The organism is Kitasatospora sp. NPDC001159 (genome assembly GCF_053598235.1).
Genome location: NZ_JBSFJV010000019.1, coordinates 85,545 through 106,988, shown reverse-complemented (window position 1 = coordinate 106,988; position 21,444 = coordinate 85,545). Strand labels below are relative to the sequence as shown.

Below are 21,444 nucleotides of genomic sequence, written 5' to 3'. Positions count from 1 at the left end.
CAACCCCGATCAAACGACCGAGGCCGGGGATGTCAACATATCTGGCGTTGACTTTTGGCACGCTGTTGAGTTCTCAAGGAACGGACACTTCCTTCGGACCGCCTTCCAGCGGGCCCTCCGGGCGCTTCGTTCTTTCGTGTTTCCAGCTTATCAGATGTTTTCCGCTCCGTTTCCGGGGCTTCGTTCATCCAACTCGCCGGTGTCTTCCAAGGCTTGACGCCCTGTCCGACGTTTCAAACACTAGCCGATCCCCGCTCCGAAAAGCGAATCCGGCCGCAATCCGATAAAACGCGCACGCCGAATAAGCACCAAGCCGCAACGCAAGCACGCGAAAACGACCGGCACGAACCGGAAGTGGTGTTTCAGAGGATTGGCCGCCCCGGGACCGTCCGCGCGGATGCGTGTCCGGTGCTCCCTGCCGAGCGACTAGAGAACACTACCCCTATCCGGCGCTTCGGGCAAACCGATTCCGGCGACGGTCCGGGTGCAGAGCACGCGGCCCGGCTTCACGTACTCGCCGTTGGGGTGGTCGTTGCCGGTGACCCACTGGCGGGCGGCGGCCTCGTCGCGGCCGCCGTCGCGGTGGCGGCGGAGCAGGCGATCCTCGCGGACGGCGTCGTCGGTGTGGACGTACCAGAGTTCGCGGAGCAGTCGGCGGGCGTCCGGCCAGGGGGTCTCGGCGGAGGCGAGGTAGTTGCCCTCGGTGATGACCAGGCGGGTGTGCGGGCGGACGACGTGGCGGGCGGCGACCGGCTCGTCCAGGGTGCGGTCGAAGTCGGGGACGTAGATGTCCTCGAAGCGGTCGGTGGCGATGCGGCGCAGCAGGGCGAGGTAGCCGTGGGCGTCGAAGGTGGCCGGGGCTCCCTTGTGGTGGGTCAGGCCGAGGCGGTCGAGCTGGGCGGCGGAGAGGTGGAAGCCGTCGAGCGGGACGTACGCGGCGGTGCCGGGGCCTTCGGTGCGTTCGACCTCGGCGACCAGATGGCGGGCCAGGGTGGACTTGCCGGCACCGGGCGGGCCGGCAAGTCCGAGGATCGTACGGGCGTTGCTGCCCGGACCGCGGAGGAATCCGAGGGCAAGGGCAGTGAGGCGGTCCTCGTTCATTGGTAGTTGGAGGCGCAGTGCCCTCGCGGGCCTGGTTCCTCCGTCCCCTTTCAATCCGTGCATGCGGTTTTCCCGCACACGGCTTACCGATGATCTTCTTGACTGGGTTACGCGGTCTTCGGATAGCGAACCGTGCCACGCAGACTGTGCAGGCCGTGCCCGATGAACCACTCGTCCGTCCACACAGCTGCCTGACCTGCTCGGAGGTTGCGGCCTCGCTTCCTCACCACGAGTCCGCGGAGCCGATCCAGCACGTATCGGTCAATCTGTCTGAACTTCCGGGCGGCATTCCCGGTTCGGAAATAGGCGCCCCAGCCGCGCAGGATCGGATTCAACTCCGCGATCACGTCGCGGATGTTCGTTCCCGTCCGACGGCAGTCGGTCCTGTCATGGACCTCCTCCCGGAGTCGCTTCATCGCCGCCTGCGAGGGCCAACGGTGCAGGTAGAGGCGCACCTTGCGCCACTTCTCCCACACCTTGCCCGAGAAGCGGGCTCTGAAGTGGCAGTCGAGGAAGTCGACTCTGAGGTCAACCACCTTCGTTTTGTCCGGGTGCAGCTCCAGCCCCAGCTCGCCGAGGATCTCCCCGACCACCGCCAAGGCGTTCCTGGCATTGCTCACCGACCGGCACAGGACGACACCGTCGTCCGCGTACCGCCACCAGCTCACCGACACCGCGCTCCACGAGCTCGGTGTCCAGGACGTGCAGGTAGATATTGGCCAGCAAGGGTGAGATCACCCCGCCCTGAGGTAGTCCCGGCGACCGTCCGCCGCACCTCCCCATCCACCATCACAACCGGCTGTAGCCACAACCGCAGCAGCTTGAGCACCCTGCGGTCCGACACCCGACGCCCCACCGCGGCGAGGAGCCGACCGTGGTCGATCTCGCCGAAGAAGTTGCGGACGTCGAACTCCACGACGACACAACGGCCCTCGATGAAGCCCGTCCGAAGACGCTCCATCGCCTGCAACGCTGACCGCTTCGGCCGGTACCCGTACGAGGACGGCAGGAAGTCTGCCTCGAACACCGGCTCCAGGGCGATCTTCACCGCCTGCTGGGCCACTCTGTCGCGCACCGTGGGAATGCCCAGCGGCCGCTTGCCACCCTGTGGTTTCGGGATGTCCACACGCCTGGCCGGCGCGGGACGGTACGTACCTGAGCGCAGAGCCTGCTGGAGTTCGCCGAGCATCGCCGGGGTGGTTGACCGATCTCTCTCCGGCCATGCCCTCGCGCTTACCTCCGCCACGAGCGTGATCAAAGTTGGGGCCCTTCCCTCCCGACGCGTTGTGCTGCACGCCGATCAGCGGTACTACGACCCCATCGGACTCCCGCTGCCCTCCGGACGACTTCACCATCGGCTTATACGTCTGGTCTCTTGCCCGACGTCAGGCGTGGTCAGACGGGTCTCTCCTGTTCCGGCCCAGACTGTGCACACGCGCCGCCCTCCATACCCCGGGAGAACCCCGAGGGCTGACCCGGAACAGGGCCCCCAGGACATGGCCTTCGCCCGGACATGAGGGGCTCGGCTTCTCCGTTGTGGTGTGACGAGGCTGCAAGGTTCGCTTGATGCTACGGCCCGCGTGCTTGCTCCCCCCGAAGGGGCTCTTGACATCCCGCTCAGCCCGCCGCGTCTCCACGACGAACCGGGACCTGCTACCGGGCACTCCGGTGTCTACCCGGACGGGACTTCCACCCGCGAGCCTGGACCAGCTTTCAGGACGCAACATGGCCGCACCCTACTTATTCGGGGGCCCGGAGGCCGGCTCAGGAGAGGGCGGGCAGGTCCAGCGTGAGGGTGCCGGCGTCAGCGTCGAGCAGGACGGGGACGCCGAGCGGGACCGTGAGGGTGGACGGGCAGTGACCGAAGCCCAGTTCCCAGATCACGGGCACGCCGAGGTCGCCGAGGCGGTCGAGCATCACGTCCCGGACGCGTTCGGGGCATCCGCAGCCCTCCCAGGAGCCGAGGGCTATGCCGGCCACGCCGTCGAGGGCCCCGGAGCGCAGGAACTGGGTGAGCAGGCGGTCGAGCTGGTACGGGTGCTCGTTCACGTCTTCGAGGATCAGGATGCTGCCCTCATAGGAGGGGCGGGCGGCTGGTGTGCCTCGCTCGGCGGCGAGGACGTGGACGCATCCCCCGGCGGTGACACCGCGGGCGCGGCCGGAGACGAGTGCGGTGGCGGTGGGCGAGGTGAGGACGGTGGTGGCGGCGGGCTCGAAGAGGGTGCGGCGCAGGTGTTCGGCGGTAGGGCCGTCGTTGACGAAGGAGGTGCCGGCGGCCAGCGGCCCGTACAGGGTGGCAAGGCTGACGCGCTGGGCGAAGGCCTCGTGCAGGGAGCTGACGTCGCTGAAGCCGATGAAGGGCTTGGGCCGGGCCGCGCGCATCGCCGTCCAGTCGAGCAGGTCGACCACGCGGTGGACGCCGTAGCCACCGCGGGCGCAGATGACGGCGTCGACGGTGGGGTCGAGCCAGGCGTTCTGGATGTCGGCGGCACGGTCAGCGTCGGTGCCGGCCAGGTAGCCGAGGGTGGGGTGGGTGTCGAGGACGTGCGGTGCGACGGTGACGCGCAGGCCCCAGGAGCGGAGGATCTCGCAGCCGGCGGTGAGTCGCTCGGGGTCGATCGGGCCGCTGGGGGCGACGACGGCGATGTGGTCGCCGGGGCGCAGGTGCGGCGGACGGGTCAGTCCCTGGCCGGACGTGGTCGGGTGCTGGTCCATGGGCCGGGCCTTTCGAGGAAGGAGTGGGGGCTGCGGGCGGCCTCGGGGTGTGGTCGAGACCGCCCGGTGACGATATGCCCACGCCTTGACCGGCCGATGTCCGCGGGTCGACGGACTGAGGGCGTTTCAGTCCGGCTGGGGACGCTCCGGAGCAGGCTGATGGCTCTTCAGATCGCGCCCATCACTTCCCGCACCTCGGCGAGGGTGGCGTCGGCGATGGCGTTGGCGCGCTCGGCGCCGTCGCGCAGGACCTGCCGCAGGTGGCCGCGGTCGGCGGCGAGTTCGGCGCGGCGGGCGCGCATCGGGCGGAAGTACTCGTTGACCGATTCGGTGACGGTGCGCTTGAGCGCGGCGGCCCCGCCGTCGCCGACCTCCTCGGCGATCGCCTCGGGGGCGCGGTCCTGGCAGAGCGCGGCGAGCAGGACGAGGCCGGACACCTCGGGGCGGCTCTCCGGGTCGTAGCTGATCCGGCGTTCGGCGTCGGTCTTGGCGCCGCGGATGATCCGGGCGGTCTCGTCCTCGGTGGCACCGAGGGCGACGGCGTTGCCGCGGCTCTTGCTCATCTTGCCGCCGTCGGTGCCGAGCAGCATCGGAGCTTCGGAGAGCAGGGCCTTGGGCCGGGGGAAGACGGCGCTGCCATCGGCGTGCGGGTAGCGCTCGTTGAAGCGGCGGGCGACGGTGCGGGCGACTTCGAGGTGCGGCAGCTGGTCCTGGCCGACCGGGACGAGGTCGGCCTTGCAGAACAGGATGTCGGCAGCCTGGTGGACGGGGTAGGTGAACATCAGTCCGTTGACGGCGGCCTGGCTGGAGTGGGCGATCTCGTCCTTGACGGTGGGATTGCGGCTCAGTTCGGCGACACTGACCAGACTGAGGAAGGGCAGCAGCAGCTGGTTGAGGGCGGGAACGGCACTGTGCGCGAAGATCGTGGCGCGCTCGGGGTCGAGGCCGGCCGCGAGGTAGTCGAGGACGAGGTTCTCGGTGTGCTCGGCGAGCCGGTCGGCCAGGTCTCGGTCGGTGATGACCTGGTAGTCGGCGACCAGGACGAACATCTCGACACCCTGGTCCTGGAGCCGGACCCGGTTGTGCAGGGTGCCGAAGTAGTGGCCGAGGTGGAGCGGGCCGGTGGGGCGGTCACCGGTGAGGACGCGGTGGGCGGCCGGGTCGTCGATCGGCTCCGGGGCGAGCAGGTCGGACGTGGCCGCGGTGATGGTGGTTGCGGTGGTGGCGGTGGTCATCGGGGTTCTCCCTCGGTACGGCGGTGGTGTCGGCCGTCCGGGGCGAGGGGCCCGTCCCGCGGGGGAAACGCAGCAGGGCCGTCCATCCCGGACGGCCCTGGTCAGGCGAGTGAGGTGGCCGTCCTAGGACGGCCACCAGCTCAGGCCCGTGAAGCGCTTCATGCGTTCAACGATAGCGGCACTCCCACCGCGGCACCGGCCTTTGTCGGCACAGCCCTTCGGCGACGGCCCCCTCTGGGGGCCACGACGGGCGACGGGATGGGTTCGGCGTCGTCCACACTTGACGCTTCCAAGTCCCTGCCGTCCTACCTCAAGGAGAAGGCCGGCAACCCCGTCGCCGTCGGCACCATCAACAGCCTCAACCTGGAGGCGGTCGCCGCGCTCAAGCCCGACCTGATCCTTGGCAGCCAGCTGCGCGCCCAGGACCAGTACGCGCAGCTGTCCAAGATCGCGCCGACCGTCTTCTCGCTGCGCCCCGGCTACCCGTGGAAGCAGAACTTCCTGCTCAACGCCAGCCCGTTCGGCCTGGAGGCCGAGGCCAAGGCGCAGCTCGGCGCCGACCGGGCGGTCGCCGCCGCGATCGGCGCCGAGCTCGGCGACAAACGGCCCACCATCCACGCCGCTGCGCTTCATACCGGGCCGGACCAGGCTCCACGCCGAGCCGTCCTTCATCGGCACCGTCCTGACCGACGTACCGCTGCCGCAGCCCGGGATCGAGCAGGTCAAGGAGCTGGCGGTGGAGGTCAGCCCGGAGCAGATCGACAAGGCCGACGCCGGCTGGATCTTCTACGGCGTGTACGGCACCCCAGGCTCGACCAACCAGGACGCGGTGCTCGGCGGCGCGCTCTGGAAGACCCTCGTCGCGGTCAAGTCCGGTCAGGCCCGGCCGGTTTCGGACGAGACCTGGTTCCTCGGGCTCGGCGTCACGGCGGCGAACGCGGTACTGGCCGATCTCAAGGGCTTCGTCGCGCCCGGAAGTTGAGCCGATACGCCCGGTAGGGGCGGCCGTGATCTCTCGGTGGTCGCGCGCACACGCCCGGGAATGACGCTTGGAGCTGGTCGCGCGGTGCGGGAGGATCGTCGAGACCGTCCCCCGAAGGGCCCGCCGATGACCTCGCTCCATCCCACCGCCACCGCCACCGACCCGTCCCTGCCCGGCCCGCCCGCGGACGGCGCCGGCTCCTCACCTCCGGGCGCCGTCCCGCCCGTCACGGCCGCAACGTCCGTCCCGGACGCGCTTTCCGCGCAGATCTGCTCGATCGCCACGGCCGCCGAGGGCGGCGCGGCCGCGTCCGGCGCGACCCGGCAGCGCTGCACCTCCCGCCACGGCTCGGTGCCGCAGCCGCGCACCAAGGAGGACGTGGAGGCGTACCTCGCCGCGGCCGCCGAACCGGCTGCGGCGGAGGGCGATCCTACGACGGCGCGGCTCCGGGCGGCCTTCGCCGACCGGCTGCGGGCCGCGCGCGCCGAGGGGCGTTCGCTGGCCGAGCTGGCGGCCGCGTGCCGGCGCCCGGTCGAGGAGGTACGGGCACTGCTCGGCGAGGAGGCCGTGGAGGGCCCCTCCGAGCAGGACGTCCCCGTCGGCGGGACCGGGCCGGGGTTCGTCCGGCTCCAGCAACCGGCCGCGCCGACCAAGGCCAACCGGCCCGCACCGGTGCCGCGTTCGGCGCGCGAGGAGGTCCGGAGCCCCGGTTCCCGGCGGCCGTCGCCCTCGCGCCGACTGCGCCGGATGCACCCGCAGGCCGACCGGACCGGGCAGGAGGCGGCCGCACGGGAGACGGCCGCGACCGACCCGGTGGGGGCGGAGCCGCACGGTGCGGCATGGGTGGGTGAACCGGCCGGTGCAACGGGGGCGGTGGCTGATCACATGCCTCCGGGCGCCGCCGTGGAGACCGCGTTCGGAGCCCCGTACGGAGCCCTGAACGGAGCCTCGTTCGGAGCTTCGTCCGGAGTCGGGAGCGAGGCCGGGTCCGGGGCGGCCCGGGCGGAACCGCCGCTGGGCATCCTGATCGGCGGCAGCCCCGGCCAGCCCGAGGCCGTCGGCCGCTCGGAGGAGCGGACGCCGGTCCGGGTGGCGGCGGAGCCGATCCGGGTCGGACGCGGCACCAGCCTGGTCGTGCTGCCCTCCTGGCGTCCCGCCATCGCCGTCTCCGTGTCGACCGAGCAACTGCTCACCGAGACCGGGCTGACCCTCGGGCAGCTCGCCGACGCCCAGCTGACGGTGATGATGAACCCCTGGGCTCTGCACGACCGGGAGCTGGACCTGCACGGCTGGGAGCCCGGTCCGGTCGCCGGGCGCGGGCGGCGCGGCGGGCGCGGGTAGCGACGGCCGTCCGGCGCGCCGGGCTAGCCGGCCGCCGGGGCGTTCGGGATGTAGCCGAGGTCGACGGGCACCGGAGGGCACCCGTCGACCGCCCAGCCCGTGCGGACGGCGTCCAGCAACTCCGGAAGCCGGGGCGGCCAGAGCGCGTCGGCGTTCTCGTCGGCCAGATCGGCCGGGGTCCACCAGCGCCAGTCGAGGATCCGGTCCTGCGCGTGCACCGCGCTGACGTCGCCGACCGGGCCGCGGTGCGGTCCGCTGGTCAGGTAGATGTGCTCGTGCTGGCGGACCGGGGTGCCGTGCCAGGTGAAGTCGTGCTCCCAGGTGCAGAGCAGCGGGCCGGGCTCGAGGTCGGTCCAGCCGGTCTCCTCCCACAGCTCACGCCGGGCGCCGACCAGCGGGCTCTCGCCGCGCTCCAGACCACCCCCCGGCATGGTCCAGTGCACGCCGACCTCGTCGTTGTCCGAACGGAGCAGGAACACCGAGCCGTTCTCGTCCAGCACCACCGTGCGGGCGGCCTGCCGGGGAACGCGTTTGCGGGGTCGCAGCAGATTTCGCATCGGGACACTCTGACAGCGCCCGACCGGGGCGTCGAGCGAATTCACCGCGCTGGTCACCCGCTTGAACCGCGCCCTGCGCCGAGGCCGCGCCGCGGCCGGCCCGCCGGCCATACCCTGGCCGCCATGCCCGTACCCTCGCTCATCTTCCCCGCCGATCCGCTCAACCCGCGCCGGCCCGATCCGCACTTCACCTGGGAGGCCAGGCTGCTGCGGGAATTGGGCGGCGAACACCACCTCGTCGACCACGACGCGCTGTTCGCCGGGCACGCCGAGGAAGCGGTCCGGCGGGTGCCCCGGGACAGCGGCCCGCTCTGGTACCGGGGTTGGATGCTCCCTTCCGCCCGGTACGCCGAGTTCGCCGCCGCGCTCACCGCCCGCGGCGGCGACCTGCTGACCAGCGCGCCCGGTTATGCGGCGGCACACGAACTGCCCGGCTGGTACGGCGCGTTCGAGGGGGCGACCCCGCTCAGCGTCTGGATTCCGTCCGCCGGGGCGGCGGCGCCCGGGCCGGAGGAACTGGCGGCGGCCGCGGCCCGGCTCGGCGGGAGCGGGCCGGCGATCGTCAAGGACTACGTGAAGTCGCGCAAGCACGAATGGCACGAGGCCTGCTACGTGCCGGAGTTGGCCGATCTGGCAGCCGTCGGCCGGGTGGTCGGCCGGTTCGTCGAGCTGCAGGGCGAGTTCCTGACCGGCGGGGTGGTGCTGCGGCGGTACGAGGAGTTCGAGCGCTCGAACGGGGGGCCGGACCACGCGAACGGCGGATCGGACGGCGCGAACGGTACCGGCGGGCGGGCCCTGGAGGCCCGGGTGTGGTGGCTGGACGGCCGGCCGATCCTGATCGGGCCGCATCCGGACGCCCCGCACCAGGAGGTCGAGCCCAACCTGACCGACGTCCCCGCACTGGTGCGCAGACTCGGCTGCCGTTTCGTCACCACCGACCTCGCCAGCCGGGCCGACGGGTCCGGCTGGCGGGTGGTCGAGGTCGGGGACGGGCAGGTGAGCGACCTGCCGCGCGGGATCGACGCCTCCGGGCTGCTGGCCTCGCTGATCGCCGCCTGACGGCTTGGCCGTCGGCGGCGATCGGTCCGGACCCCCTTCGGTCCGGACCCCCTTCGGTCCGGGCAGCTTCGGTCGGGGCGGCTTTCGGCCGCTTTCGGTCCGGGTGGCTTCCGTCGAGGCCGGAGGGGCTACCTGGCGGCGACCGTTTCGGCCGCCGGGTGGCCGTCCGCGATGAACGCCTGCCAGAGCCGGGCGTACACGCCGTCCCGGGCGAGCAGTTCGGTGTGGGTGCCGTCCTCGACCACCCGGCCGTGGTCCAGCACGACCACCCGGTCGGCTCGCTCGGCGGTGGTCAGGCGGTGCGCGATGACCAGGGTGGTGCGACCGCCGCTGAGCCGGTCGGCGGCCTGGTTGACGGCCGCCTCGGTGGCCAGGTCGAGCGCCGCGGTGGCCTCGTCCAGCAGCAGGATGTCCGGGTCGACCAGTTCGGCCCGGGCCAGGGCGATCAGCTGGCGCTGGCCCGCCGAGAGGTTCCGTCCGCGGCCGGCGACCTCGTGGTCGTAGCCGCCCGACAGTCGGACGATCATGTCGTGCGCGCCGACCGAGCGGGCCGCCGCCTCCACCTCGGCCGCCGAGGCGTCCGGCCGGCCGTACGCGATCGCCTCGCGGATCGTGCCGGCGAACAGGTACGACTCCTGCGGCACCACGCCCAGGTGATGGCGGTACCGCGCCAGGTCGTAGTGGGTCAGGTCGACGCCGTCCACCCGGACGGTGCCGGCCGTCGCGTCGTAGAACCGGGCGACCAGCTTGACCAGCGTCGACTTGCCCGCGCCGGTCTCGCCGACCAGCGCCACCGTCTGACCGGCGGGGATGTGCAGGTTCACGTCACTCAGCACCTCCGGGGCACCGTCCGCGCCGCCGTTGTAGGCGAAGCCGACGCCCTCGAAGGAGATCTCGCCGCGCAGCCCCTTGGGTACCGGGACCGGGTCGGCCGCCTCGGCGGTGGTGGTCGGGGTGCGCAGCAGCTCGCGGATCCGGCCCAGGCCGACCGAGGCCTGCTGGTAGCCGTCGAACACCTGGGACAGCTGGTTGACCGGGGCGAAGAACAGGTCGATGTAGAGCAGGTACGCGACCAGCGCGCCGACCGTCAGCGTCCCGGCGTCGACCCGGGCGGCACCGACGATCAGCACGAGCGCGGCGGCCACGCTGGAGAGGAACTGGACGAACGGGAAGTACAGCGAGATGTAGAGCTGTGCGCGGACCCGGGCCTCGCGGTAGGCGATACCGCGGGCCACGAAGCGGTCGGTGTTGGTGTCCAGCCGGCGGAAGGCCTGGACGATCCGCATGCCGGCCACGTTCTCCTGCAGGTCGGCGTTGACCGTGCTGATCAGGTCGCGGGAGCGCTCGTACTGGTCCTTGGACTTCTTGCGGAACACCAGGGTGGCGATCACCAGCAACGGCAGGACGGCGAAGACCACCAGGGCCAGGCCGGCGTCGATGATCAGCAGGGCGACGAAGATCCCGGCGAAGGTCAGCAGGCTGACCACGGCGGTGACCATGCCGGTCTGCAGGAAGGACGTCAGCGAGTCCAGGTCGGTGGTCATCCGGGTCATGATCCGGCCGGTCAGCTCGCGCTCGTAGTAGTCCAGGCCGAGCCGGTTGAGGTGCGCGAAGATCTTGAGCCGAAGGGTGTAGAGCACGCGCTCGCCGGTGCGGCCGCTGACCCGGTTCTCGGCGCTCTGCACCACCCAGTCCAGCAGGACCACGACCAGCGCGGTGAGCGCGGCCACCGCGACGCCGGCCATCAGGCCCTTGCGGACCCCCTCGTCGATGCCGTGCCGGATCAGCACCGGGAGCACCAGGCCGGCGGCCGCGTCCAGGGCGACCAGGAGGAAGGCCAGGGCCAGCGGGGCACGGAAGGGCCGCAGCAGGCGGCCCAGCGTGAAGTCGGGGTCGCCGGCCTCGGCCTCGACGCGGGGGACGGCCGGGGTGTCGGCGGCCGGCGGGAGCGCGGCGACCTTGGCCATCAGGTCGGGGTCGGCGGTGCGGGCCGCCTTGGTCAGGGCGGGGGTGGCGGCGGTCGCGGGAGCGGGGGACTGCTCGGCCCGGCCGGTTCGCCCGCCCTGCTCGGCCTCGTCGGTCGCCGGCTCGGTGGGATCGGTTGCCCGGTCGGGCCGAGAGGTGCGGCCGGCCTCGGGGTCCGTGATCAGGGCCCGGTACTGGGAACATCGGGCTTCGAGTTCCTCGTGCGTCCCGATGTCCAGCAGTCGGCCGCGGTCCAGAACGGCGATCCGGTCGGCGAGCTGGAGGGTCGAGCGGCGGTGGGCGATCAGCAGGGTGGTGCGGCCGGTCATCACCGAGCGCAGCGCGTCGTGGATCTCCGCCTCGACCTGCGGGTCCACCGCGGAGGTGGCGTCGTCCAGCAGCAGGATCCGGGGATCGGTGAGGATCGCCCGGGCCAGGGCGATGCGCTGGCGCTGACCGCCGGAAAGGGTCAGGCCCTGCTCACCGACCTTGGTCTCGTAGCCGTCAGGCAGCGCGCGGACGAACTCGTCGGCCTGGGCGGCGCGGGCGGCGGCGACGACCTGCTCGTCGGTGGCGTCCGGACGGCCGTAGGCGATGTTGGTGCGGACCGACTCCGAGAAGAGGAAGCTCTCCTCGGGGACGATGCCGACCGCCGCGCGGACCGAGTCCAGGGTGAGGTCGCGCAGATCGTGCCCGTAGAGGCGGACGGTGCCCGCGGCCGGGTCGTAGAAGCGGGGCACCAACTGGGCCACCGTCGACTTGCCCGAGCCGGAGGCGCCGACCAGGGCGAGGGTCTCGCCGGGGGCCAGCTTCAGGCTGAGGCCGTGCAGGACGGGGGCGGGGTGCTCGGGGTCGTAGCGGAACTCGACCTGGTCGAACTCCAGGGCGACCTCGGGGGCCCTGGGGCCGACGGCGGTACCGGTCGGGGCGTCGTCCTTCCGGGCTCCGTCGGTGGTGCCGTCCGCGGTGTCGGCGGTGACGCGGTCGGTGGTGCCGGCGGTAGTGCCGTCGCGGGTGAGGTCCAGGGTGAGCGCCTCCGGGCGCTCCTGGACCAGCGGGCGCTCGTCGATCAGCTGCAGGACGCGCTCGACGCCCGCCCGGGCCTGCTGGCCGACCGTGATGACCATGGTCATCATCCGCACCGGCCCGGTCATCTGGGCGACGTAGGTGGAGAAGGCGACGAAGGTACCGAGCGAGACCTGCCCGTCGACGGCCAGCCAGCCGCCGAAGGCCAGCACCGCGACCTGGGCGAGAGCCGGGATCGCCTGCATCGCCGGGTTGTACCGGGCGTTGAGGCGAATCGAACGGAGCCGGGCGGCGAAGAGGTTGCGGGAGGCCTGCTCCAGCTTGTCCTGCTCCTGCGCCTCCTGGCCGAAGCCCTTGACCACCCGGACGCCGCCGATCGCGCCGTCCACCACGCCCGCGACGGCGGCCGCCTCCTGCTGGGCGGCCCAGGTGGCGGGGAACAGGCGCTTGCGGCTGAGCACGCTGACCCACCACAGCGCGGGGGCCATGACCAGGGCGATCAGGGTGAGCGGCGGGGACAGCCAGAGCATCACGGCCAGCGACATGACGAACATCAGCAGATAACCGGTCATCATCGGCAGCATCGAGAGCAGGCCGTTGATCAGCTGGAGGTCCGAGGTCGCTCGCCCGACCACCTGGCCGGTGTCCAGGCGGTCCTGGCGGTGGCCGTCGAGCCGACCGAGCGACCGGAACAGGTCGCTGCGCATGTCGTGCTGGACGTCGAGCGCGAGCTGGCCACCGTAGTAGCGACGGACCTGGGTACAGCCGAAGACCACGACGGCGGCGAGCAGCAGCACCGCCGCCCACGGGGTCAGCGAGCGGGTGTGGGCGACGATGACGTCATCGATGATCAGCTTGGTGACCAGCGGCACCAGCGCCGTGACGGCCATGCCGAGGAGCGAGGCGCCGAAGGCGAGCAGCAGGCTGCGCCGGGACCGCCAGCTGTAGCCGATCAGTCGGCGCAGCCAGCCGACTGCCTCGGCGGGCGCGTCGGGGTGCGTCTCGGCGCTCGTCCCGGGCCGCTGCTCGACGAGCGTGTCCGTGGGCGGCTCGGGGGCCGGTGGTCCGCTCGGGGATTGCTCCACCATGGATCCGTGAGTCTCGGGCATATTTAGGGATGCTAACCACTTCGTCGGGTGGCCGCCATGGCATTTTCCGGCCGCGCGAGGCGGCCGGGGTGAACACCGGGGCGGCCCGGATCGTCCGGTCCGGCGGACTGGGCAACAGCCTGCGGCTTGCGCTGATTCCCGGTCGAACACATCTGCGATTCGCACGTCCGCCACCCCTCCAGGGTCGCCGACGGCTCGTCGGGCACCCAACGGCCCGGGGGTGGGCGGGCACCGTTCTTTGGACCTAGGGCCGGAGGCGGGCACGGGCGGTGCGACGCTCGGGCAGTGTGACGCTCGGGCGGTGTAGCACTCGGGCAGTGTCACGCTCGGGCGGTGTGACGCCCGGCCCTCAGGCCCGCTCGGACGTGTCGGCGGCCGCCGAGTCGGAGCCGACCGAATCGGCGGCAGCCGCGAAGGCCCCGTGGGCGAGGGCGTGCAGCAACGCCGCCATGCCGTCACGCTGCAGGCCGGTGCGCTCGCCCTGGGCCGGGTTCGGGCCGAGGCTGTGCGGGGTCGAGTTGATCAGGCCGAAGACCGCGTGCACGGCGGCCCGCGCCACCGGCTCGGCGGTGGCGTCGGCGAGCGGCGGATAGGCCTGCCGGACCACGTCCACCCACAGTTCGACGTAGCCGCGCTGGAGCCGGCGGACGGTGCGGCGGTCCTCCTCCTTGAGGTTCAGCAGCTCGCGGTCGTGCAGGGTGATCAGGTCGCGGTCGTTCAGGGCGAAGTCGACGTGGCCGCTGATCAGCGCGTCCAGTGCGGCGGACGGGCCGTCGCCGCCGCCCGCCCGGCGCCGCCCCTCCTCCAGCAGGCGCTCGCTGATGCCGATCAGCAGATCGGCGAGCATCGCGTCCTTGCCGGCGAAGTGGCGGTAGAGCCCGGGGCCGCTGATGCCGACGGCCTTGCCGATCTCGTCCACGCCCACACCGAGGAAGCCCCGGGCGGCGAACAGTCGCGCGGCCTCCCGGCGGATCTGGTCACGGCGTGGGAGCGCGGAGGCTGCGGGGACGTTCGGCATGCTGCCCATCGTAGACAGTCGGGTTATCGGCCGTTAACCTGGACGCGTAAGTTAACGTTAATTAACGTGGGCTCACGGGCGCACCGCGCCCGGCCCGCGCACCTGCTGCCGAGGGCAAGGGAGCTCTTGGGAATGGCCATCTCAACCACCGGCGCCCCCTCCGGCGTCCGGCTCAGCGCGGCGAACGGCACGGCGGCGGCACCGGGTGCCGCCGCTCCGGCTCCCCGGCTCGGCACCTCCGTCGACCCGGGCTCCGCGGCCTACCGGGCCAACACCGAGGCGCACCAGGCCCTGGTCGCTGAGCTGCGTGCCAAGCTCGACGCGGCGGCCCTGGGCGGCGGCGCCAAGGCCCGCGCCCGGCACACGGCGCGCGGCAAGCTGCTCCCCCGCGACCGGGTGGACACCCTGCTCGACCCCGCCTCGCCCTTCCTGGAGCTGGCCCCGCTGGCCGCCGACGGGATGTACGACGGGGCGGCGCCCGCGGCCGGGGTGATCGCCGGCATCGGCCGGGTCGCCGGACGCGAGGTGGTGGTGGTCGCCAACGACGCCACCGTCAAGGGCGGCACCTACTACCCGATGACGGTCAAGAAGCACCTGCGCGCCCAGGAGGTCGCGCTGGAGAACCGGCTCCCCTGTGTCTACCTGGTGGACTCCGGCGGCGCCTTCCTCCCCATGCAGGACGAGGTCTTCCCGGACCGCGACCACTTCGGCCGGATCTTCTACAACCAGGCCCGGCTCTCCGCCGCGGGCATCCCGCAGATCGCCGCCGTGCTCGGCTCCTGCACGGCCGGCGGCGCGTACGTCCCGGCGATGAGCGACCAGGCCGTGATCGTCCGCAACCAGGGCACGATCTTCCTGGGCGGGCCGCCGCTGGTGAAGGCCGCCACCGGCGAGGTGGTCACCGCCGAGGAACTGGGCGGCGGCGACCTGCACTCCCACACCTCGGGCGTGACGGACCACCTTGCCGAGGACGACGCCCACGCCCTCTCCATCGTCCGCAATATCGTGTCCGGGCTCGGCCCGCGCGCGGCCAAGCCGTGGCCGCTCACCCCGGTCGAGCCGCCGGCCGTCGACCCGGCCGGCCTGTACGGGGCCGTCCCGGTCGACCCGCGCACGCCGTACGACGTGCGCGAGGTGATCGCCCGGCTGGTCGACGGCAGTCGCTTCGCCGAGTTCAAGGCCGAGTACGGCGCGACCCTGGTCACCGGTTTCGCCCGGATCCACGGCCACCCCGTCGGCATCGTCGCCAACAACGGTGTGCTGTTCTCCGAGTCGGCCCTCAAGGGCGCCCACTTCATCGAGTTGTGCGACCAGCGCGGCATCCCCCTCCTCTTCCTGCAGAACATCACCGGGTTCATGGTCGGCCGGCAGTACGAGGCGGGCGGCATCGCCAAGCACGGCGCCAAGATGGTCAACGCCGTGGCCTGTACCCGGGTCCCGAAGCTGACCGTGGTGATCGGCGGCTCGTACGGAGCCGGCAACTACTCGATGTGCGGCCGGGCCTACTCACCTCGCTTCCTGTGGATGTGGCCGGGTTCCAAGATCTCCGTGATGGGCGGCGAGCAGGCGGCCTCCGTCCTCGCCACCGTCCGCCGCGACCAGTTGGAGGCGCACGGCGAGGAGTGGCCGACCGAGGCGGAGGAGGAGTTCAAGCGCCCCGTCCGCGAGCAGTACGAGCGCCAGGGCAACGCCTACTACGCCACCGCCCGGCTCTGGGACGACGGTGTGATCGACCCGATGGACACCCGCACCGTCGTCGGACTCGCCCTCACCGCCTGCGCCAACGCCCCGCTGGCGCCGCCCGCGCCGTACGGCGTCTTCCGCATGTGACGCCTCACGGTGTGACCCTCGTGATGCACCCCCTGATGTGACCCCCCTCTCCGGGTGTGACTCCTGCGGCGCCGGCCCGCCCTCCGGGCCGGCGCCCCAACCGCCCACCGCCACCTCCTTCGTACGGCTCCCCTCGACCCGGAGGAACGCCTCCCATGTTCGACACAGTTCTGGTCGCCAACCGCGGCGAGATCGCCCTGCGGGTGATCCGCACCCTGCGGCGGCTCGGTGTCCGCTCGGTCGCCGTCTTCAGCGACGCGGACGCCGACGCCCCGCACGTCCGCGAGGCCGACGTCGCGGTCCGCCTCGGCCCGGCCGACCGCAGCGACAGCTCGGCCGCCGAGACCTACCTGCGGACCGACCAGATCCTCGCCGCCGCCCACCGCACCGGCGCCCAGGCCGTGCACCCCGGCTACGGCTTCCTCGCGGAGAACCCCGGCTTCGCCCGTGCCTGCGCCGACGCGGGCCTCGTCTTCATCGGCCCGCCTCCCGGCGCGGTCGAGCTGATGGGCGACAAGATCAACGCCAAGGAGGCCGTGCGCGCCGCCGGTGTCCCGGTGGTCCCCGGCAGCCAGGCCACCGCGCCCACCGACGAGGAACTCGTCGCCGCCGCCGACGAGATCGGCTACCCCGTACTGCTCAAGCCGTCCGCCGGTGGCGGCGGCAAAGGCATGCGCCTGGTGCGGGACCGCACCGACCTGCCCACCGAGATCGCCGCCGCCCGCCGCGTCGCCCGCACCGCCTTCGGCGACGACACCCTGCTGCTGGAGCGCTGGGTCGACCGGCCGCGCCACATCGAGGTGCAGGTGCTGGCCGACGCCCACGGCACAACCGTCCACCTCGGCGAGCGCGAGTGCAGTCTGCAGCGCCGCCACCAGAAGCTGATCGAAGAGGCTCCCTCCGTTCTCCTCAATGCCGAGACCCGCGCCGCGATGGGCGCCGCGGCCGTCCGCGCCGCGGAGTCCTGCGGCTACACCGGGGCCGGCACCGTGGAGTTCATCGTCCCCGGCATCGACCCGGACGCCCCCGCCTCCGCCGCCGAGGGGGTGCGGGACTTCTTCTTCATGGAGATGAACACCCGTCTCCAGGTGGAACACCCCGTCACCGAACTTGCCGTCGCCGTCGGCCCGGGCTCAGTCCGACTCGACCTGGTCGAGTGGCAGTTGCGCGTCGCCGCCGGCGAACCGCTCACGTTCGCCCAGTCCGACATCTCCTTCCTGGGCCACGCCATCGAGGCCCGCATCTGCGCCGAGGACCCGGAACGCGACTTCCTGCCCACCGGCGGCCGCATCCTCACCCTGGACGAGCCCCGGGGCGAGGGCATCCGCGTCGACTCCGGGGTCGCCCCCGGAACTCTCGTGACCAGCGCGTACGACCCCATGCTCGCCAAGGTCATCGCGTACGGGCCCGACCGCCCGACCGCACTGCGCCGGCTCCGCGCCGCGCTGGCCGACACCCGCATCCTGGGTGTCACCACCAACACCGGCTTCCTGCGCCGACTGCTCGCCCACCCGGAGGTCGTCGCCGGCCGACTGGACACCGGCCTGGTGGAACAGACGGCCCTGCAGCAGCCAGCCCTGCTCGCCGCGCCGTACTCCCCGTCGAACGCTTCCACCCCGGCCGGGGCCGCGGCCTCCGCCCGCCCCGCAGACGAAGCCGACACCGTGGCGGCCGAACCGCCGTCACCCGCCCACCTCCTCTACTACGCGGCCGCGCTGGCACGCCACCTGGAACTGACCCCGGCCGCCGACCCCGGCGGCTGGACCGACCCGTTCTCCCTTCCCTCCGGCTGGCGCCTGGGCGGCACCCCCGCCTGGACCACCCACCGACTCCGCACCCCCGGCCAGGACCCGGTGCCGGTGCGCATCCGTTCGATCACTGCGGGCAACGTAGCCGACCCCGCTGACAATTCCGCCGGGCTCACCCGCGAGGTGGAGCTGCAGCTCGACGCCGGGCCCGTCCACCGCGCCCGCGCGACCCTGGCCGGTGAACGACTGCACCTGACCGTCGACGGCCTGCAGACCGCCTTCGCGCTGGCCACCGACACCACCCCCGGTCTGACGGCCGGCCCGGTGACCTGGCTCGGCATCGAGGGCGACGCCTGGCCGCTGCACGCCTACGACCCGGTCGTCGAGAGCGCCGCCGGGGCCGCCGCCCACCACGGCGCCCTGACCGCCCCGATGCCCGGCACCGTCACCGTCGTGAAGACCACGGCGGGCGAGACCGTCCGCAAGGGCCAGCCCCTGCTCGTGCTGGAGGCCATGAAGATGGAACACGTGATCGCCGCCCCGCACGACGGCGTGGTGGCCGAGCTGCGGGCCGCCGCCGGCGCCACCGTCGCGATGGAGGCCCTGCTGGTCGTGGTCACCCCGGCCGAGGAGGCCGCCGAGCCCGCGGAGGTGCGGTCATGACCGACGCCACCCACGACCCCGACGCCCTCGACCTGGGCCTGCCCGACCCGGTCCGCGCCCCCGGCCTGCCCGAGGAGGTCCGGATCCACGAGGTCGGCCCGCGCGACGGCCTGCAGAACGAGGGATCGCTGGTGCCCGTCGAGGTCAAGGCGGAGTTCATCGCCCGGCTCGCGGCCGCCGGGCTGCGGACCGTCGAGGCCACCAGCTTCGTTCACCCGAAATGGGTACCCCAGCTCGCCGACGCCGAGGAGCTGATGCCCCGGCTCGCCGACCTGCCGGAGCGTCACCCCGGCCTGCGGCTGCCGGTACTGGTGCCCAACGAGCGCGGCCTCGACCGCGCGCTCGCCCACCACGCCACCGACATCGCGGTGTTCGCCAGCGCCACCGAGACCTTCGCCCGGCGCAACCTCAACCGCTCGGCGGACGAGGCCATGGAGATGTTCCGCCCGGTCGTGGCCCGGGCCGCCGCGGCCGGGGTCACGGTCCGCGGCTACCTCTCGATGTGCTTCGGCGACCCCTGGGAGGGGCCCGTCCCGGTCGACCAGGTGGTCCGGTACGGCGTGCAGCTGCTGGAGATGGGCTGCGCGGAGCTGAGCCTCGGCGACACCATCGGCGTGGCCACCCCCGGCCAGGTCGGCGCCCTGCTGACCGGCTTCGCGAAGGCCGGTGTACCGGCCGACCGGCTCGCCGTGCACTTCCACGACACCTACGGCCAGGCGCTCAGCAACACCCTGGCGGCGCTACGCGAGGGCGTCACCACGGTGGACGCCTCGGCGGGCGGCCTGGGCGGCTGCCCCTACGCGAAGAGCGCCACCGGCAACCTGGCCACCGAGGACCTGGTGTGGATGCTGCACGGGCTCGGCATCCGGACCGGCGTCGACCTGCGCGCGCTGGTGGCGACCAGCGGCTGGATGGCCGAGCGCCTCGGCCGCCCGAGCCCGTCCCGCACCGTCCAGGCGCTGCTCGGCGCCGCTCGGGGCTGACCCCGCCCCGGCCCGACTCCCGGCGCCGGCCGCCCGTTCGGTCCGGCCGGCGCCCCACGCACCGCGTTCATCCCTCAACCACACCGTGCGACCGTCACACCACCCGACGGATGCCGGCCATCCCGTTCACGCCCGCGGCCGCCCCGGCCGGGCACCAGGAGGATCAGATGCTCGACCACCGGCTCAGCAGCGAGTACGAGGACCTGCGACGCACCGTCGCCGAGTTCGCCCAGGACGTGGTGGCGCCGAAGATCGGCGAGTTCTACGAGCGGGAGGAGTTCCCGTACGAGATCGTCCGGGAGATGGGGCGAATGGGGCTGTTCGGCCTGCCCTTCCCGGAGGAGTACGGCGGCATGGGCGGCGACTACTTCGCGCTCGGCCTCGCGCTGGAGGAACTCGCCCGCGTCGACTCCTCGGTGGCGATCACCCTGGAGGCCGCCGTCTCACTCGGCGCGATGCCTATCTACCGGTTCGGCACCGCGGAACAGAAGCGCGAGTGGCTGCCCCGACTGACCTCGGGCGAACTCCTCGGCGCCTTCGGCCTCACCGAGCCGGAGGGCGGGTCGGACGCCGGCGCCACCCGCACGACCGCGCGCTACGACGAGACCACCGACGAGTGGGTCATCAACGGCACGAAGTGCTTCATCACCAACTCCGGCACCGACATCACCGGACTGGTCACCGTCACCGCGCTCACCGAACCGATCGCTCGTTCGAGTGAAGAGGGCGAATTCCACTCGCCTGTGCGGGAGATCTCCTCCATCATCGTGCCCACCGGGACCCCTGGGTTCCAGGTCTCGAAGAAATACTCGAAGGTCGGGTGGAACGCATCCGACACCCGCGAATTGTCCTTTACCGACTGCCGCGTTCCCGCGGCCAACCTGCTGGGCGAGCGTGGCCGAGGCTACGCCCAGTTCCTGCGGATCCTCGACGAGGGCCGCATCGCGATCGCGGCCCTGGCCACCGGCCTGGCCCAGGGGTGCGTCGACGAGTCCGTGAAGTACGCCGGCGAGCGCCGGGCCTTCGGCCGGCCGATCGGCGCCAACCAGGCCATCCAGTTCAAGCTTGCCGACATGGAGCTGCGCGCCCACACCTCCCGCCTGGCCTGGCGGGACGCAGCCTCCCGGCTGCTGCACGGCGAACCGTTCAAGAAGGAGGCCGCGATCGCAAAGCTGTACTCGTCCGAGGCCGCCGTCGACAACGCCCGCGAGGCGACCCAGATCCACGGCGGGTACGGCTTCATGAACGAATTCCCGGTCGCCCGCTTCTGGCGCGACTGCAAGATTCTCGAGATCGGGGAGGGCACGTCTGAGGTTCAGCGCATGCTCATCGCCCGGGAGCTCGGCGTCACGTCGTGACGATCACTTCCTGATGGTCACCTCCTGAGCCGAGTCCACCGGGTCAACCCACCGCTCCGCAGAGCGTGTTGAGGAGCGGCCGACCGTGGAGAAGGCATCAGGAGGAGACCTCAGGGGATATCAGAGCAACAGGGTTGCCAGGGTCGGACGTCCGTGGGGAATCCGCGGGGCCCCGTAGGGACTCGCCAGGGGCTCCGCAGCAGTCTCGCGGGCCCTCAGAAGTCCTCAAGGGATCACGATCACCGGGCGGTTGGCCCGCCGCGCCAGCCGACCGGAGACCGAGCCGAAGAGCTTGCCGAGCAAGCCGTGCGTCGTGCCGACGACGATCGCGTCGGCGGCGTACTCGCGGCCGACCTCCTCGATCTCGTGGCAGATGTCGCCGCCCCGCTCGATCAGGATCCACGGCACCCCCGCGAGGAAGTCCGCGCAGGCGAGTTCCAGGCCGAGGACCTCGGTCCGGTGGTCGGGGAGGTCGACGAAGACCGGCGGTTCGCAGCCCGCCCAGACCGTGGCCGGCAGGCGGTTGGCGACATGCACGATCACCAGGCCGCACTGCGACCGGCGGGCCATGCCGACCGCGTAGGCGAGGGCTCGCTCGCTCGACAGCGAGCCGTCAAAGCCGACCACCACGCCGTGCTGGAACACCGGGTCGAGGGAGCGTCCGGGCGCCTCCTGGGCCGAGGGCTCGGTGTGCCCGCCGAGGATGCCGGGCGCCGTCTCCGGGCGCTCGGCGCCCGGGCCGGTGCGGCCCGTC

Annotated in this window: 16 protein-coding genes and 1 pseudogene; 8 read left to right on the top strand and 9 right to left on the bottom strand. The window is 72.4% G+C overall.

The features are described from left to right. Window positions 1-426 precede the first annotated feature (426 nt). The 5 genes from ACWC9T_RS12965 to trpS form a co-directional block, all read right to left on the bottom strand. Complete coding sequence (locus ACWC9T_RS12965; protein WP_449821092.1) at window positions 427-1,101, bottom strand: nucleoside/nucleotide kinase family protein; 675 nt, start codon at window positions 1,099-1,101, stop codon at window positions 427-429. 107 nt (window positions 1,102-1,208) lie between these two features. Then, entirely contained in the window at window positions 1,209-1,769 is a 561-nt protein-coding gene (locus ACWC9T_RS12960) for a group II intron maturase-specific domain-containing protein (RefSeq protein WP_449821091.1), read from the bottom strand. Further along, window positions 1,766-2,290 carry a reverse transcriptase domain-containing protein gene (locus tag ACWC9T_RS12955; RefSeq protein ID WP_449821090.1) on the bottom strand — a complete coding sequence of 175 codons (525 nt, stop codon included), beginning with the start codon at window positions 2,288-2,290 and terminating at the stop codon, window positions 1,766-1,768. Before ACWC9T_RS12955 ends, ACWC9T_RS12960 begins: the two co-directional genes overlap by 4 nt. 575 nt (window positions 2,291-2,865) lie before the next feature. Then, window positions 2,866-3,816 carry a S66 peptidase family protein gene (locus ACWC9T_RS12950; RefSeq protein WP_449821089.1) on the bottom strand — a complete coding sequence of 317 codons (951 nt, stop codon included), beginning with the start codon at window positions 3,814-3,816 and terminating at the stop codon, window positions 2,866-2,868. 167 nt (window positions 3,817-3,983) lie between these two features. Beyond that, complete coding sequence (trpS, locus tag ACWC9T_RS12945; RefSeq protein WP_449821088.1) at window positions 3,984-5,051, bottom strand: tryptophan--tRNA ligase; 1,068 nt, start codon at window positions 5,049-5,051, stop codon at window positions 3,984-3,986. A 258-nt stretch (window positions 5,052-5,309) separates the two neighbouring features. Here trpS and ACWC9T_RS12940 point away from each other — a divergent pair. The 3 genes and pseudogenes from ACWC9T_RS12940 to ACWC9T_RS12930 all read left to right on the top strand — a co-directional run. Beyond that, window positions 5,310-5,573 (top strand): annotated as a pseudogene (locus tag ACWC9T_RS12940) (ABC transporter substrate-binding protein); the annotation flags it as partial. Window positions 5,574-5,787: 214 nt separating this feature from the next. Next, the gene (locus tag ACWC9T_RS12935) at window positions 5,788-6,033 is read left to right on the top strand and encodes a hypothetical protein (RefSeq protein WP_449821097.1); all 246 of its coding nucleotides are present in this window, start codon (window positions 5,788-5,790) and stop codon (window positions 6,031-6,033) included. Between the two features lie 126 nt (window positions 6,034-6,159). Beyond that, a complete protein-coding gene (locus tag ACWC9T_RS12930; RefSeq protein WP_449821087.1) occupies window positions 6,160-7,374 on the top strand; it encodes a hypothetical protein in 1,215 nt (404 codons plus the stop codon). Between the two features lie 23 nt (window positions 7,375-7,397). Here ACWC9T_RS12930 and ACWC9T_RS12925 read toward each other — a convergent pair whose 3' ends face one another. Next, window positions 7,398-7,931, bottom strand: a complete 534-nt coding sequence (locus ACWC9T_RS12925; protein WP_449821086.1) for an NUDIX hydrolase — start codon at window positions 7,929-7,931, stop codon at window positions 7,398-7,400. Between the two features lie 123 nt (window positions 7,932-8,054). Here ACWC9T_RS12925 and ACWC9T_RS12920 point away from each other — a divergent pair, with 123 nt between their 5' ends. Further along, window positions 8,055-8,990, top strand: coding sequence for an ATP-grasp domain-containing protein (locus ACWC9T_RS12920; protein ID WP_449821085.1), 936 nt, complete (start codon window positions 8,055-8,057; stop codon window positions 8,988-8,990). 128 nt (window positions 8,991-9,118) lie between these two features. Here ACWC9T_RS12920 and ACWC9T_RS12915 read toward each other — a convergent pair whose 3' ends face one another. After that, the gene (locus tag ACWC9T_RS12915; protein ID WP_449821084.1) at window positions 9,119-13,069 is read right to left on the bottom strand and encodes an ABC transporter ATP-binding protein; all 3,951 of its coding nucleotides are present in this window, start codon (window positions 13,067-13,069) and stop codon (window positions 9,119-9,121) included. A 370-nt stretch (window positions 13,070-13,439) separates the two neighbouring features. Further along, on the bottom strand, window positions 13,440-14,108 hold the full coding sequence (locus ACWC9T_RS12910; RefSeq protein WP_449821083.1) for an SACE_7040 family transcriptional regulator: 669 nt from the start codon (window positions 14,106-14,108) through the stop codon (window positions 13,440-13,442). A gap of 132 nt (window positions 14,109-14,240) precedes the next feature. On the opposite strand from ACWC9T_RS12910, the gene ACWC9T_RS12905 reads away from it, so the two are divergent. The 4 genes from ACWC9T_RS12905 (at window position 14,241) to ACWC9T_RS12890 (ending at window position 20,690) form a co-directional block, all read left to right on the top strand. Beyond that, complete coding sequence (locus tag ACWC9T_RS12905) at window positions 14,241-15,938, top strand: carboxyl transferase domain-containing protein (RefSeq protein ID WP_449821082.1); 1,698 nt, start codon at window positions 14,241-14,243, stop codon at window positions 15,936-15,938. Between the two features lie 155 nt (window positions 15,939-16,093). Beyond that, entirely contained in the window at window positions 16,094-18,349 is a 2,256-nt protein-coding gene (locus tag ACWC9T_RS12900) for an ATP-binding protein (RefSeq protein WP_449821081.1), read from the top strand. Next, a complete protein-coding gene (locus tag ACWC9T_RS12895) occupies window positions 18,346-19,332 on the top strand; it encodes a hydroxymethylglutaryl-CoA lyase (RefSeq protein WP_449821080.1) in 987 nt (328 codons plus the stop codon). The genes ACWC9T_RS12900 and ACWC9T_RS12895 overlap by 4 nt, the downstream gene beginning before the upstream one ends. Window positions 19,333-19,499: 167 nt before the next feature. Then, on the top strand, window positions 19,500-20,690 hold the full coding sequence (locus tag ACWC9T_RS12890; protein WP_449821096.1) for an acyl-CoA dehydrogenase family protein: 1,191 nt from the start codon (window positions 19,500-19,502) through the stop codon (window positions 20,688-20,690). 225 nt (window positions 20,691-20,915) lie between these two features. Here ACWC9T_RS12890 and ACWC9T_RS12885 read toward each other — a convergent pair whose 3' ends face one another. Beyond that, window positions 20,916-21,395, bottom strand: a complete 480-nt coding sequence (locus ACWC9T_RS12885; RefSeq protein ID WP_355676745.1) for a universal stress protein — start codon at window positions 21,393-21,395, stop codon at window positions 20,916-20,918. Between the last annotated feature and the right edge of the window lie 49 nt (window positions 21,396-21,444).